The sequence below is a fragment of the Citrobacter sp. KH_055_1 genome (assembly GCF_057838705.1).
This window is the reverse complement of the sequence record NZ_CM174473.1, coordinates 4,351,733-4,365,467: the sequence shown is the minus strand read 5'-3', so window position 1 is coordinate 4,365,467 and position 13,735 is coordinate 4,351,733. Positions and strand designations below refer to the sequence as shown.

16 protein-coding genes are annotated in these 13,735 nt (G+C 58.7%); 2 read left to right on the top strand and 14 right to left on the bottom strand.

Going from position 1 to position 13,735, the window contains the following annotated elements; all coding sequences use genetic code 11:
* Nucleotides 1-80 precede the first annotated feature (80 nt).
* Together AC3ITF_RS20540 and AC3ITF_RS20535 are read right to left on the bottom strand one after the other, a co-directional pair.
* The gene (locus AC3ITF_RS20540) at nt 81-1,076 is read right to left on the bottom strand and encodes an ABC transporter permease subunit (protein ID WP_115259679.1); all 996 of its coding nucleotides are present in this window, start codon (nt 1,074-1,076) and stop codon (nt 81-83) included.
* Nucleotides 1,069-2,592: a sugar ABC transporter ATP-binding protein gene (locus AC3ITF_RS20535; RefSeq protein ID WP_489175983.1), complete on the bottom strand. Its 1,524-nt coding sequence runs from the start codon at nt 2,590-2,592 to the stop codon at nt 1,069-1,071. The genes AC3ITF_RS20540 and AC3ITF_RS20535 overlap by 8 nt, the downstream gene beginning before the upstream one ends.
* Before the next feature lie 114 nt (nt 2,593-2,706).
* On the opposite strand from AC3ITF_RS20535, the gene AC3ITF_RS20530 reads away from it, so the two are divergent.
* Nucleotides 2,707-4,971 carry a hybrid sensor histidine kinase/response regulator gene (locus tag AC3ITF_RS20530; RefSeq protein WP_117343583.1) on the top strand — a complete coding sequence of 755 codons (2,265 nt, stop codon included), beginning with the start codon at nt 2,707-2,709 and terminating at the stop codon, nt 4,969-4,971.
* Between the two features lie 68 nt (nt 4,972-5,039).
* Nucleotides 5,040-5,369, top strand: coding sequence for a DDRRRQL repeat protein YjdP (gene yjdP / locus AC3ITF_RS20525; protein WP_096758667.1), 330 nt, complete (start codon nt 5,040-5,042; stop codon nt 5,367-5,369).
* Here the strand turns inward: yjdP and AC3ITF_RS20520 are convergent.
* From AC3ITF_RS20520 to phnF, 12 genes are all read right to left on the bottom strand, one after another.
* Nucleotides 5,366-5,653 carry a type II toxin-antitoxin system RelE family toxin gene (locus tag AC3ITF_RS20520; RefSeq protein WP_181517643.1) on the bottom strand — a complete coding sequence of 96 codons (288 nt, stop codon included), beginning with the start codon at nt 5,651-5,653 and terminating at the stop codon, nt 5,366-5,368. The genes yjdP and AC3ITF_RS20520 overlap by 4 nt on opposite strands.
* Nucleotides 5,650-5,901: a type II toxin-antitoxin system Phd/YefM family antitoxin gene (locus AC3ITF_RS20515; RefSeq protein WP_137399198.1), complete on the bottom strand. Its 252-nt coding sequence runs from the start codon at nt 5,899-5,901 to the stop codon at nt 5,650-5,652. Before AC3ITF_RS20515 ends, AC3ITF_RS20520 begins: the two co-directional genes overlap by 4 nt.
* Nucleotides 5,902-5,984: 83 nt before the next feature.
* A complete protein-coding gene (gene phnP / locus AC3ITF_RS20510) occupies nt 5,985-6,743 on the bottom strand; it encodes a phosphonate metabolism protein PhnP (RefSeq protein ID WP_489175982.1) in 759 nt (252 codons plus the stop codon).
* 72 nt (nt 6,744-6,815) lie between these two features.
* Entirely contained in the window at nt 6,816-7,361 is a 546-nt protein-coding gene (gene phnN / locus AC3ITF_RS20505) for a ribose 1,5-bisphosphokinase (RefSeq protein ID WP_096758664.1), read from the bottom strand.
* Between the two features lie 2 nt (nt 7,362-7,363).
* Nucleotides 7,364-8,500, bottom strand: coding sequence for an alpha-D-ribose 1-methylphosphonate 5-triphosphate diphosphatase (gene phnM / locus AC3ITF_RS20500; protein ID WP_096758663.1), 1,137 nt, complete (start codon nt 8,498-8,500; stop codon nt 7,364-7,366).
* Nucleotides 8,497-9,177: a phosphonate C-P lyase system protein PhnL gene (phnL, locus tag AC3ITF_RS20495; protein ID WP_489175981.1), complete on the bottom strand. Its 681-nt coding sequence runs from the start codon at nt 9,175-9,177 to the stop codon at nt 8,497-8,499. Before phnL ends, phnM begins: the two co-directional genes overlap by 4 nt.
* Before the next feature lie 108 nt (nt 9,178-9,285).
* Nucleotides 9,286-10,044: a phosphonate C-P lyase system protein PhnK gene (gene phnK, locus AC3ITF_RS20490; protein WP_115259672.1), complete on the bottom strand. Its 759-nt coding sequence runs from the start codon at nt 10,042-10,044 to the stop codon at nt 9,286-9,288.
* Nucleotides 10,041-10,832, bottom strand: a complete 792-nt coding sequence (locus tag AC3ITF_RS20485; RefSeq protein WP_489176460.1) for an alpha-D-ribose 1-methylphosphonate 5-phosphate C-P-lyase PhnJ — start codon at nt 10,830-10,832, stop codon at nt 10,041-10,043. The genes phnK and AC3ITF_RS20485 overlap by 4 nt, the downstream gene beginning before the upstream one ends.
* A gap of 46 nt (nt 10,833-10,878) precedes the next feature.
* On the bottom strand, nt 10,879-11,946 hold the full coding sequence (locus tag AC3ITF_RS20480) for a carbon-phosphorus lyase complex subunit (RefSeq protein WP_489175980.1): 1,068 nt from the start codon (nt 11,944-11,946) through the stop codon (nt 10,879-10,881).
* Entirely contained in the window at nt 11,946-12,542 is a 597-nt protein-coding gene (phnH, locus tag AC3ITF_RS20475; protein WP_096758658.1) for a phosphonate C-P lyase system protein PhnH, read from the bottom strand. Before phnH ends, AC3ITF_RS20480 begins: the two co-directional genes overlap by 1 nt.
* Complete coding sequence (gene phnG, locus AC3ITF_RS20470) at nt 12,539-12,991, bottom strand: phosphonate C-P lyase system protein PhnG (protein WP_117343577.1); 453 nt, start codon at nt 12,989-12,991, stop codon at nt 12,539-12,541. Before phnG ends, phnH begins: the two co-directional genes overlap by 4 nt.
* On the bottom strand, nt 12,992-13,717 hold the full coding sequence (gene phnF / locus AC3ITF_RS20465; protein ID WP_115259669.1) for a phosphonate metabolism transcriptional regulator PhnF: 726 nt from the start codon (nt 13,715-13,717) through the stop codon (nt 12,992-12,994).
* Nucleotides 13,718-13,735 lie beyond the last annotated feature (18 nt).

Sequence of the window (13,735 nt, the reverse complement as noted above, 5' to 3'; positions counted from 1 at the left end):
CCTCACGTAGGGTATTGTTGTTATACGCCTGATGGCGCTGCGCTTATCAGGCCTACGAATATGTAGGCCAGTAAGCTTGTCTATGCACTTTGATGGTGTCGGGTACGGTATTTGTCGATTAGCACCGCTATGATGATCACCGCCCCTTTGATCACCAGTTGCCAGAAATAAGACACGCCCATTAGCGTCATGCCGTTATTGAGCGTAGCGATAATCAACGCCCCCACCAGCGTGCCGGTGATGGTGCCGATCCCGCCGACAAAACTGGTGCCGCCGAGGATCACCGCGGCGATGGCGTCCAGCTCATAGCCCATGCCCAAGTTGCCGTTGGCGCTGTACAGTCGCGAGGCGCTCATCACCCCGCCGAGGCCGGAAAGCAGCCCGCTCATGCCGTAGACGAACAGCAGCACCAGCCACACTTTGATACCGGTTAACCGCGCGGCCTGCATGTTGCCGCCCACCGCGTAAATATGAACGCCCAACGTGGTGCGACGCAGAATGAACCAGCACACCGCAATGACCGCCAACGCAATCACCACCAGCCACGGGATCGGCCCGAGGTAGTTGTTACCGATCCACTCGAAGCTGATATTGGAGTTGATAACCGTGGTGCCGTCCGCCAGCAGGTAAGCCGCGCCGCGCAGCGCGGTATAGGTGCCAAGGGTGACGATAAACGGTGGCAGTCCGGCAAAGGCGACCAGTGCGCCGTTAAACAGCCCCAGTGCCAGGCCAAGCATCAATGCCGCCGGAATCGACAACAGTGCCAGCTCCGGGATCAGCGACACGACCATCGCCGCCACCGCAGTGGTGCCGAGAATGGAACCGACGGAAAGGTCGATCCCACCGGTGAGAATGATGAAGGTCATCCCCGCTGCCAGCACGATGTTGATCGACGCCTGACGGGTGATGTTGAGCAGGTTACTTTCGGTAAAAAAGTTGGGTGCGATAAAGCCAAATACCGCCACAATCAGGATTAAAATGGGCAAGATACCGACCGTTTGCATCAGATCGCCCATCAACATTTTTTTCGCCGAGGCGGATTTGGCCACCGGCTGGGAAGGGGTTGGATTATTCATGGGACACCGCCTGATGATGGGAGTCGTTCACGCCGGTTGCCAGCGTCATAATATTTTCCTGAGTAATGCTTTGTCCGTTCAGCTCACCGGCAATACTGCCTTCGCGCATCACGTACACCCGGTCACTCATGCCGACCACTTCCGGCAGTTCGCTGGAGATCATTAAGATAGCCACACCTTTGCGCGCCATTTCGTTCATGATCCGGTATATCTCGCTTTTGGCGCCGACGTCCACGCCGCGCGTGGGTTCGTCGAGGATCAAAATGCGTGGGCCAATCGCGACCCAGCGCGAGATAAGTAATTTTTGCTGATTGCCGCCGGATAGTCCGCCCGCGCGGACCTGCGAGTGGGGTACGCGGATGTTGAGCAACTGAATGGCGTCATCGGAGATGGTCTGCGCTTTTTTGCGGTTGAGCATGCCCCAGTTGGCGTCACGCTCCAGCGTGGCCATGGTGATGTTTTCAGCCGCCGCCAGCTCTAAAAACAGCCCCTGTTCTTTGCGGTTCTCGGTCAGAAAGCCGATACCGTGATCGATGGCCTCACGCGGGGAGTGGATCACCACCGGCTCGCCGTCGACTTCAATCATGCCGCTGATGGCTTTGCGCACGCCAAATATCAGCTGCGCCAGCTCGGAGCGACCGGCGCCGACCAGCCCGGCCAGGCCGACAATCTCCCCGGAACGCACCAGTAAACTGCACGGCTGGACTTTGTTGCCATCGGTCAGGTGATGCACGTTCAGGCGCGCCTTGCCTAAAGGGATATCGCGTTCTTTGTTGAACAGATCGCTTAACGGGCGGCCGACCATCATGCGCACCAGTTCAGAGGCGTTAAGCTTGTCGCGGGTCAGGCTGCCGACGTACTGCCCGTCGCGCAACACGCTGACGCGATCCGAAAGTTCATATACTTCCGCCATGCGGTGGCTGATGTAGATAATTGCCATCCCTTCATCACGCAGGCGCATGATCAGCTCAAACAGGCGGTGGGTTTCACGTGAAGAGAGGGCGGCGGTGGGTTCATCCATGACCAGGATGCGGCTGTTACGGTGCAGGGCGCGGGCGATTTCGACCTGCTGCTGCTCGGCGATGGTCAGCGTCATGACCCGATCGCTGGCCTTAAACTGTGCCCCGAGCCGGTCGATGACCTTTTGCGCCTGCATCACCATCTCTTTGCGCTGTACCAGACCACCGCGCGACAGTTCGCTGCCAAGAAAGATATTTTCTGCTACCGTCAGATTTGGCGCGAGCTGCATCTCCTGATAAATCAGCGTGATGCCAGCGCTCAGCGCATCCTTGGGTCCGCGAATATGAAAGGGCTGACCGTCAATTAAGATCTCACCGCTGGTGGCGGTATAGGCCCCGGCGAGGATCTTCATCAGGGTGCTTTTCCCGGCGCCGTTTTCACCCATCAGGGCGTGGATTTCGCCGGACCACACCGTTAAATCGACCCCTTTCAGCGCGTAAAATTTGCCGAATGCTTTGGCAATGTTGCGCATCTCCAGAACCGGTGTCTTGCTCATAACGGATCTCCTGCGGGGTGGCCGATATCAGCAGTCCATCACAGGAATGTAAATGCAAAATGTCAGAAGCCGTTCATATTTGTCATATTGCGATTTTTCTTCATGGAGCGTGATATGCCGCAACCTGGACGTCACTTTTTCGCCAGTGCGCGCGGGCGATTGCTGTTCTTCAATCTGCTGGTGGTGGCGGTCACGCTGATGGTCAGCGGGGTGGCGGTGCTGGGCTTTCAGCACGCCAGCCAGATCCAGGAACAGGTGCAACAGCAAACCGTTGATGACATGACCGGCAGCATGAATCTGGCGCGCGACACGGCGAACGTCGCGACGGCGGCGGTGCGGCTCTCACAGGTCGTGGGGGCGCTGGAATACAAAGGTGAAGCGGAACGGCTACAGGAGACCCAGCGCGCGCTCAAGCATTCGCTGGAACAGCTGGCCAGCGCCCCGCTGGCGCAGCAGGAACCGGGGCTGGTCGAGCGCATTATCCAGCGCAGTAACGAACTGCAAAGCAGTGTTGAAGGCATGCTGCAGCGCGGGCAGTTGCGGCATCTGGAACGTAATGCTCTGCTCAGTTCGTTGTACCAGAATCAAAGTTATTTACGCCATCTACAAAAACTCACCGGTGCGCAGGATGACGCGCTGCTGAGGCAGATGGACCGCCTGATCGTTGCCGCTATTGAAACGCCGACGCCGCGTTCGGTAATTAAACAGTTGGGCGGCGTGATGCCCGCGCTTGTTCTGCAAAACCCCAGCCAGTTGGTGAGTCGTATTCTTAGCGACTTCAACCTGGAACTGCATAAGCTGGAGCCGCTTTCGTCCGCGCTGGAGCAGAGTGACCTGGCAATCAGCTGGTATATGTTCCATATCAAAGCGCTGGTGGCGATCCTCAACAGCGATATCAACCAGTATGTCTCACAGGTGGCGAGTATCTCCGAACAGCGGGTGGCGCAAAGCCATCAGGAACTACAGTCCGGCGTGCTGTTTATCATGATTTTTGCGCTGCTGGCGGTGGTGATCACCGGCTTTGCCGGCTGGTATATCTACCGCAACTTAGGCTCGAACCTGACGGCTATCTCGCGGGCGATGACCCGGCTGGCGCATGGCGAATCGGACGTCAGCGTGCCGGCCCTGCAGCGGCGCGATGAGCTGGGAGAGCTGGCGCGCGCCTTTAGCGTGTTTGCCCGCAATACGGCGTCGCTTGAACACACCACTCGGCTGCTGAAAGAAAAAACGACGCAGATGGAAATCGACCGCACCGAGCGTCAGGGGCTGGAAGAAGCGTTACTGCACAGCCAAAAGCTGAAGGCGGTGGGGCAGTTAACGGGTGGATTAGCGCATGATTTCAATAACCTGCTGGCAGTGATTATTGGCAGTCTGGATTTGGTCAGTCCGGACTCGCCCGATGCGCCGCGCATCAACCGGGCGCTAAAAGCCGCCGAGCGCGGGGCGCTGCTGACCCAGCGACTGCTGGCTTTTTCGCGCAAGCAATCGCTGCACCCACATGCGGTGGAGCTGAAAACGTTGCTGGAGAACCTGGGGGAGCTGATGCGCCATTCGCTACCGGCGACGATGACGCTGGAGATTGAAGCGCAGTCACCCGCCTGGCCGGCGTGGATCGACGTCAGCCAGCTGGAAAACGCCATTATTAATCTGGTGATGAACGCCCGTGATGCGATGGACGGGCAGGCGGGTACGATTAAAATTCGCAGCTGGAATCAGCGGGTCACGCGCAGCGACGGACGCAAGCAGGACATGGTGATGCTGGAGGTGGCCGACCAGGGCTGTGGGATGTCGCAGGAGATCAAAGCGCAGGTCTTTGAACCGTTCTTCACCACCAAACAGACCGGCAGCGGCAGCGGACTGGGGCTGTCGATGGTGTACGGTTTTGTGCGTCAGTCTGGTGGTCGGGTGGAAATTGAGAGCGCGCCGGGGCAAGGGACCACGGTCCGGTTACAGCTTCCGCGCGCTATTGTGCCGGTGCAGCCTCAGGACATCCCTGTGGTGGAACATGCGGCGAACAGCGGTGAGAAACTGGTGTTGGTGCTCGAAGATGAGGCCGATGTGCGCCAGACGTTGTGTGAGCAGCTTCATCTGCTGGGTTATCTGACGCTGGAGGCCGCCAACGGCGAGCAGGCGATGCACTTGCTTGCCGCATCTTCAGAGATCGACATTCTGATCAGCGACCTCATGCTGCCCGGTGGATTAAGCGGCGTGGATGTGGTTAACCATGCGCTAAAGCATTACCCGCAGTTGAGTATCCTTCTGATCAGCGGTCAGGATTTGCGTCCGGCACACAACCCGGCCCTGCCGGAGGTGGCGCTACTGCGAAAACCGTTTACCCGCGGGGAGCTGGCGCAGGCGCTGCGTCATCCGCGCAATTGAGATTCCTCCGCTACTCGTGAGCAAGCGCTTTGATTACCGTGGGGCGAGTTTCTTTTTGAGGCTGGTTTATGACACGCTCCCCGACGATCTTTTTTTTCAGTTTGCTGATGCTGACCACCGTGTCGGCGCAGGCGGATATTATTGATGACGCCATTGGCAATATTCAACGCGCCGTCAGCGATGCCTATAAGCCTGATAATAATCGGGATTACGACGACTCGCGCGACGAAAGCTGGCAACGCCAGGTAAGCGACGATCGCCGCAGGCAATATGACGATCGTCGTCGCCAGTTTGAAGACCGCCGTCGGCAGCTGGATGACCGCCAGCGTCGGCTCGATCAGGAACGGCGTCAGCTGGAAGATGAAGAACGTAGAATGGAAGACGATTACGATCGTTAACGTAGTCTTTCGCTGGCAAGATTATAAACTTCACTACGCTCGCGTTTACCGACGGCAACGACAGCGATGACCAGGGTGTCGTCAATAACTTGATAAACAAGACGGAACCTTGAAGTGCGTAGTTGGATTTTATAGCAATCTTTTATTCCCCTGAGCTTCGCGGAGGGGACATGCGGATTTTCACCGCATTTCTTGAGTTTTTTGGCAAACTGCTGCTGAATGGTTTTATCCAATTTTTGCCATTCTTTCAGCGCATCTTCCCTGAACTTTACCGTATAACTCATAAATAGCTGTCCAGATCAACATCCACCAGTGGCTGTTGGTTCCGTTCATGGACTAATTTAACCAGTTGCTGATCGTCCAGCGCATCAAGCATTTTTTCGTAAAGCTCAGCGGGAACACAATAAAAGGCAGGCTGGTTACGGTTCAGGATTGCGACCGGAAACCCATCCCCTGCGCTAACAGTCGCCATCGGGTTCTTTTTTAGCTCACTCACGCTGGCGGTGGTGTCGCTTAAAATGATATGTGGCATAATCGCTCCTTAAGACCATTTAACTGGTCTTAATATAGGATGGGAAAGACCTGTTAACAAGTCTTATTATGAAGTGTCTCCGCTTAATCCAGCACAATCTCCATGCCGTCATACCCGGCTTCGATGCCTGTCGGTAGCGGATTATGCATTAGCCACTCGTCGAACTGATGGCTGATGTGGGTCAGAATCACCCGTGGGCAGCGGATAACGTCATTGAGCGCAATCACGGTATTTACATCGCAGTGGTTGCGCGGCGGTTGCGTGCGCGGGGCATGGCTACAGTCGATGATCATCGCCTGCGGCTGATTGTTGCGCAGAAATTTCAGCGTTTTGTCGGGCAGCCCGGCGGTATCAGAGAGCCACGCCACGCGGCTGTGCGCAGTTTCCAGTAGATAGCCAAACGTCAGCTTTGAGTGGTTGAGCGGCAGCGGTGTCACCTGCAACCCCTGCAAATTAAACACCACAAACGGTTCGACGGTGTGGCTGAAGTCGAGAATGCCGGGATGCTTAAACAGATCGTCGCAGCCCTGTTCATCCGGCGGCCCATATACCGGGATCGTTTTCCCCACGCCCCAGCGCAGCGGAAACAGTCCCTGAACATGATCCATGTGGTAGTGGGTGAGCAGAAACTGGCGGAAGCTGCCGGCGGGCCAGTCGTCCATCAGATGCGGGATCCCCGCGTCGAGCAGCGTCACGGCATGGTTGAATTTGACCACGCCGCTGCAGGGTCGGCGGCGATATTGCGATTGAATACGCGCCCGCTGGCAGGCGGGGCAGTCGCAGCCAAAAACCGGCACCAGTTGCGCGCCGCCGGTGCCGCTTAAAGTGATCGTTAAGCTCATTGTTGCTCCCCAGGTCATGTATAGCCGGATGGCGACGCAGGCGTCTTATCCGGCCTACGGGTCCGTGCGCTCTCAGGCATAAGAATGCTTACGTCCCATCAGTGTGAGCAATGTATTCACTGACTGTAGCAGACTACCGTCATTGTTTAGCGTATGGCAGTCCTCTGGTGCATAGCGGGCTGCACGTTCTAGACGGGCGACAATCTCCGTTTCATTTTCTCGCCCGCGCGCCAGTAAGCGCTGGCGCAACACGTCTTGTGATACCTGCAAACAGACCGGCAGCAGCGCCGCGCCGTAGCGTGATTTTGCCTGTGGCAGATGGGCGCGGGAGCCGTTTACCACCACATCAAACCCGGCGTGTAGCCAGAGGTCAATCTCCACGCCGACGCCGTAGTACAAGCCGTTGGCATGCCAGCTCAGCGCCAGCAGGTTCTGTCCGGCGCGGGTAAAAAACTCCTGTTCGCTCAGCGCAATATGGTTTTCATTCCCGGCGTTGGCGGCCCGGGTAATGTAACGATGCGCCACCAGCAGTTGCGCCTGTTCCTGCTGGCGGAGTTCGGCCAGCAGGCTGTCCTTACCGGAGCCGGACGGCCCCATCAGCCAGATCAGTTTTCCCATAGTCAGAACACCCTTTTTCCCTGCCGCCAGACGTGGTCGATATGCACGTGATCGCCTTTGCGGTGCGCCAGCACCAGATCCGCGCGTTTACCTTCAGCGATAACACCGCGATCGTCGAGATTCAGCGCCCGCGCCGGATTACGGGTCACCAGATGAATCGCCTGCGCCAGCGTGAAGCGGTTGGCATCGTCGTCCGCTACACGAAACGCGGCGTCGAGCAGGCTGGCGGGGTAGTAATCAGAGGAGAGAATATCCAACAGCCCCAGTTCAGCCAGCTTATGCGCCGCGACGTTGCCGGAGTGCGAGCCGCCGCGCACGATATTGGGTGCGCCCATCAGCACGTTCATGCCGTGCTGGCGTGAAGCCTCTGCGGCTGCAAAGGTGGTGGGAAACTCGGCGATCACGCTGCCAAGTTGATGTGATTCGAGAACATGGTCATGGGTAGCGTCGTCGTGGCTTGCCAGCGCAATATGGCGTTCGCGGCACATCTGCGCGATGGCGGTCCGGTTGGGCTGCGACCAGCGCGCCGCGAGGGCTAACTGCTCCTCTTCATAGCGGGCCATCTGCTCATCGGTGAGTGAATACTTGCCCTGATAATATTCCCGGTATTTTTCGCGGTTGGCGAACTGGCGCTGGCCCGGCGAGTGATCCATCAGTGAAACCAGCGTCACTGGTTCGCGCCCGACCAGTTTTTCAAATAGCGGCAGGGTGGTGTGATGCGGCAGTTCGCAACGCAGATGCAGACGATGCTCGGCGCGGTTGACCCCGCGCTTCTGCGTTTCTTCCACCGCATTGATCATCTTTTCCAGATTTTCCAGGCGATCGCCGCCGTCGCGAACATCGCCAATCGCTACTGCATCCAGCACGGTGGTGATGCCGCTGGCGACCATCAGCGCGTCATGGCTGCTCATCGCCGAATGCGCGGGCCAATCCACCTTTGGGCGCGGGGTGAAGAATTTGTCGAGATTATCGGTGTGCAGTTCGATAAGCCCCGGCAGCAGCCAGCCACCTTCACCGTCCAGCGCCTCGGGCAGACGGCTCTGGCTTTCGGTAAAGGCGCGAATCACGCCGCCCTCCATTTCCAGCGATCCCTGTACCACTTCGTCTTCCAGCACCAGCTTTACGTTATTGATAATCATGCTGTGGTTCCCATCAGGTGCAAACGGTCCGCCACGCGGTCGCGAACGGTTTGATCGTGAAAAATACCGACAATTGCCGCGCCGCGCGCTTTGGCTTCTTCTATCAGTGCCACTACGGCGGTGCTGTTTTTGGCATCCAGCGACGCGGTGGGCTCATCGAGCAGTAAAATTGGGTAATCGACGATAAACCCGCGCGCAATGTTGACGCGCTGCTGCTCACCGCCGGAAAAGGTCGATGGGGCGAGATGCCACAGCGTTTCCGGGACGTTCAGACGTTCCAGCAGGCGCGCCGCTTTGGCCGCACACATGTCGCGGGAGACGCCCAGATCCAGCAGCGGTTGCATCACCACGTCCAGCGCCGAGACCCTGGGGATCACGCGCAGGAACTGGCTGACCCAGCCGATGGTGGAACGGCGCACTTCCAGCACTTTCCGCGCCGGAGCCTGCACCAGATCCACCCACTCGTCGCCGTGCTGAATATGAATATGGCCGGTGTCCGGCAGATAGTTGGCGTACAGCGAACGCAGCAGCGTTGATTTCCCACTGCCCGAGTGACCGTGCAGCACCACGCACTCACCGCTTTTTACGTCCAGAGTGGCGTTGTGCAACACCGGCAGACGCACGCCGTTTTGCTGGTGCAGTACAAAGGTTTTACTGACATTTTCTACGCGGATCATTTGAGCCTCATGGTTCTTATTGCCGGATGGCGCTGCGCTTATCCGGCCTACAAAAAACGCACCTGTAGGCCGGATAAGGCGTAAGCCGCCATCCGGCACAACAAAAAATCAGTTCTGCAACACCGACGACACCAGCAGTTGGGTGTACGGATGATGCGGATCGTCGAGCACGCGGTCGGTTAATCCACTTTCCACCACCTGACCCTGTTTCATCACCAGTAAACGGTCTGCCAGCAGGCGCGCCACGCCCAAATCATGGGTGACAATCACCACGGCCAGATCCAGTTCCACCACCAGGCCGCGCAGCAGGTCCAGCAGTTTGGCCTGTACCGAGACGTCCAGCCCACCGGTGGGTTCATCCATAAATACCAGCCTGGGATGGGTGACGAGGTTGCGGGCAATCTGTAAACGTTGCTGCATGCCGCCGGAGAAGGTGGTGGGCAGATCGTCGATGCGCGAGGCGGGAATTTCGACGTCGGTCAGCCAGCGCTGCGCGGTAGCGCGGATGTCGCCATAGTGGCGTGCGCCGGTGGCCATCAGGCGTTCGCCGATATTACCGCCCGCCGAAACCTGACGACGCAGGCCGTCCATCGGGTGCTGATGTACCACGCCCCATTCGGTGCGCAGCAGGCGGCGACGGTCGGCTTCGCTCATGCCGTACAGCGAACGGTTCTGATACACAATTTCGCCAGACTGCGGTGTCAGGCGCGAGGAAATCGACTTCAGCAGGGTTGTTTTGCCGGAACCGGACTCGCCCACAATGCCCAGCACTTCGCCAGGCCACAGGTCAAAAGAGACATCGCTGAAGCCTTTGCCCGGCGCGTAGAGATGGGTCAGGTTATTGACGGAAAGCAGCGGTTGCGTCATTGGCTAAGGGCCTCACTCTGTTGGCGGCAGTAGTCGGTGTCGGAGCAGACAAACATCCGTTTGCCGCTGTCGTCGAGCACCACTTCGTCGAGATAGCTGTGGGTGGAACCGCAGATGGCGCAGGGTTCATCCCAGCTCTGCACGGTAAACGGGTGATCGTCGAAATCGAGGCTCTCGACTCGGGTATACGGCGGTACGGCGTAGATACGTTTTTCACGCCCGGCCCCGAACAGCTGCAGCGCGGGCATCCTGTCCATTTTTGGGTTGTCGAATTTTGGGATGGGTGACGGATCCATCACGTAGCGCCCGTTGACCTTGACCGGATAGGCGTAGGTGGTGGCGATATGGCCGAAGCGGGCGATATCCTCATACAGCTTCACCTGCATCACGCCGTACTCTTCCAGCGCGTGCATGGTGCGGGTTTCCGTCTCGCGTGGCTCGATAAAGCGCAGCGGTTCGGGGATCGGCACCTGGAAAATAATAATCTGATCTTCCTTGAGCGGCGTTTCCGGGATGCGGTGACGGGTCTGAATAAGCGTCGCGTCGCAGGTCGCGTCGGTGGTGTTTACCCCGGTTACGTGCCTGAAGAAGTTGCGAATGGACACCGCGTTGGTGGTGTCATCCGCGCCCTGGTCGATGACCTTCAGCACGTCAGCTTCACCTATCACGCTGGCGGTAAGCTGAATACCGCCGGTGCCCCAGCCGTAGGGCATGGGCATTTCACGCCCGCCGAACGGCACCTGATACCCCGGAATGGCGACCGCTTTCAGCAGTGCCCGGCGGATCATGCGTTTCGTTTGTTCATCGAGATAAGCAAAATTGTAGCCGGAAAGATTAGCGGTCACGGACGGCCTCCTGTTGCAGGCGTTTGAGCAGTTCCAGCTCGGCCTGGAAATCGACGTAGTGGGGGAGTTTGAGGTGGGAAACAAAACCCGCCGCCTCGACGTTATCCGCATGCGCCAGCACGAACTCTTCGTCCTGCGCCGGTCCCGTGACCGTTTCATCGTAGTCGGGTGCCTGTAGGGCGCGGTCTACCAGCGCCATTGCCATCGCTTTGCGTTCGCTCATGCCGAACACCAGCCCGTAGCCGCGGGTAAAATGGGGAGAGTCATTTTCTGGCGCGACAAAGCCGTTCACCATTTCGCATTCGGTCATCAGCAGTTCGCCGACGTTTACCGCAAATCCCAGCTCTTCCGCTACTATTTCCAGCGCCACATAGCCGCTGCGGATCTCGGCGGCAAACGGGTGATTGCGCCCGTAGCCGCGCTGGGTGGAGTAAGCCAGCGCCAGCAGATACCCTTCGTCGCCGCGCATTAGCTGTTGCAGGCGCGAGGCGCGCGAGCAGGGGTACACCGGCGGCGTGCGGGTGATGTCATCGGGCTGAGCGCCGTCGTCCTCTTCGTGCTTCGCCAGCCCCTGATTTTCCAGCAGGGAGAAGACGTGCGGGGCGGCGTCCTGTTCACTCTCCGCGGCGCGCAGCGGCGGCGTCTCGCCGTTGGCCAGCAGAGTGAAATCAAGCAGGCGGTGGGTATAGTCGTAAGTTGAACCCAGCAACTGCCCGCCGGGAATATCCTTGTAGACGGCGGAAATACGCCGTTCCAGGCGCATCTCTGCGCTGTTGACCGGCTCGCTCACCGCCAGTTTTGCCAGCGTCGTGCGGTAAGCGCGTAGCAAAAAGATGGCTTCAATGTTGTCGCCGCTGGCCTGCTTGAGCGCCAGTGCCGCCAGTTCACGGTCGGCGATACCGCCTTCAGTCATGACCCGGTCAACGGCGAGGTTCATCTGCTGTTCGATTTGCGCCACGCTCAGTTCGGCAATGTGCGCATCGCCTCGGCGTCGGTTATCCTGCAGCGCGTGGGCGTTGGCTATTGCCTTCTCGCCCCCTTTGACGGCAACGTACATCAGCACACCTCCACGTGGGTGGTTCGCGGAATAGCCAGCAGCCGTTCGCCGCAGGTGAGGATCAGATCAATCCCCAGCGGGAACGGATGCGGGCGCTCGGTCAGTTCATGAATCAGGCATTCCGGTAACTGCGGGGCGATCATCCGTTCTTCGGCGATACCGGCCCCGGTCAGGCGCAGCATGCGTCCACCGCTTAAGCCCGCGATCTGCACAATCAGGGTCGCGCTGGTCTCTGGTGCTACGGCGGAACCGGAAGAGAGGGCGTTGAGCTGTTCGCTGCTAATGCGATTGTCGGCGATGGCAAAGGCCGCCTGCTGCGGTTGTTCTACCAGTGGGGCATTGGTGTGAAAACGCAGGTTCTGTCGGGCAATGTCGTTATCCATGGCTGGAGCCAGCCACACCGGGGTGTCACCGTCGACCAGGGTCAGCAGCACGCTGGTGGTCGCCAGACCCAGCGGCTGCCAGCCGTGTTTCAGCTGATGCAGGGCGACAATCACCCCCGGTTCGCTCATGGCCTTCAGCAGGCGACGAAAGCACTGCTGCGCATCCTGGACGGGTAAATTAAAGGCGCTCTGTAGTGCCGTAGATCGTGTCATGCGTTATCTCCGCGTACCAGTGTGAAGAAGTCGACCCGGCTGGCGTTGACTTCGGCACGGCGAGCGTTAATTAGCGCATCGCGTTCCGCTTCCAGCGGGGTAATTAAGGTTTCCATTACGCTCTGGAAATACGTCTGTTCCTGCAGCAGTGCGTCAATCACGGCGCACTGCTCGGCGTGGGGTTTGTTGCGTCCCAGCAGGTAGCTATAACCCAGCGTGCCGCTCTTCAGGCGTACGACGGCGCGCGTTATCGTGGTATCACCGGCAAAAAAACGGTTGCCGGTGCCGCCCATGCGGGCCTGGATCTGCATCAGCCCGCTTTCAGGTGCGCGGATAAGTTCATATTCTGGTGTCAGTTTCAGCGCGTTGACGCGCGCATTCAGGTCTTCAGCGTTGCTGTAAGCCAGCGCGCGCATCCAGCGCTGGCGGGTGGCGGTATCAAGGTGCATTCAGTGCTCCATGGTGAATTCGATCATGTCGGCGCGGGTCAGGCTGACGGAGTATTCCGTCGCGTGTTCTTCGCCTTCACGGTGGTTCAGGGTGCGCACGCACAGCAGCGGCGCCATGTTGGGGATTTCCAGTACCTTGCTCTCTTTGGCCTGCGCGCGGCGGGCGCTGATGCGTGTTTGCGTGCGCAGTAACATCAGACCCAACTGCTCGCGCAGGTAGTCGTGCAGTGAGCCGTGGTTAAAGCCCTGCAACAGCGGCCAGAGGGTGAGGTCGGAAAAATAGTGGTCGATAAGACAGAGCGCGATGCCGTTCACCCGGCGCAGGGTGCGCAAATGGATGACGTTGTCACCCTCAGTGACGCTGAGCGCGTCGGCAATATGGCTCGAGGCCGGGCGCAGCACCGCCAGCAACTTCTCGCTGGTGGGATGGCTGCCCTGGTCCAGCAGGTTCTGACTGAAGCGCGCCTGGGCATTCAGTGGGTAATCGAACGGGCGCATCAGCACCAGCACGCCGACGCCCTGACGACGCTGCACCCAGCCGCGTTCGACCAACTGGTCAATGGCGCGGCGCAACGTGTGGCGGTTGACCGCGTAGCGGGCGGCAAGCTGATGCTCGGCCGGAAGGTAGTCACCGCAGCGATAATGTTGACGAAGCTCCTGCTCAAGTCTGGCGGCAATTTCCTGATAACGCGTCGGATAACTGGTCGGATGTGTAGACAAGTGCATAGCAATCAATGCCTCGCT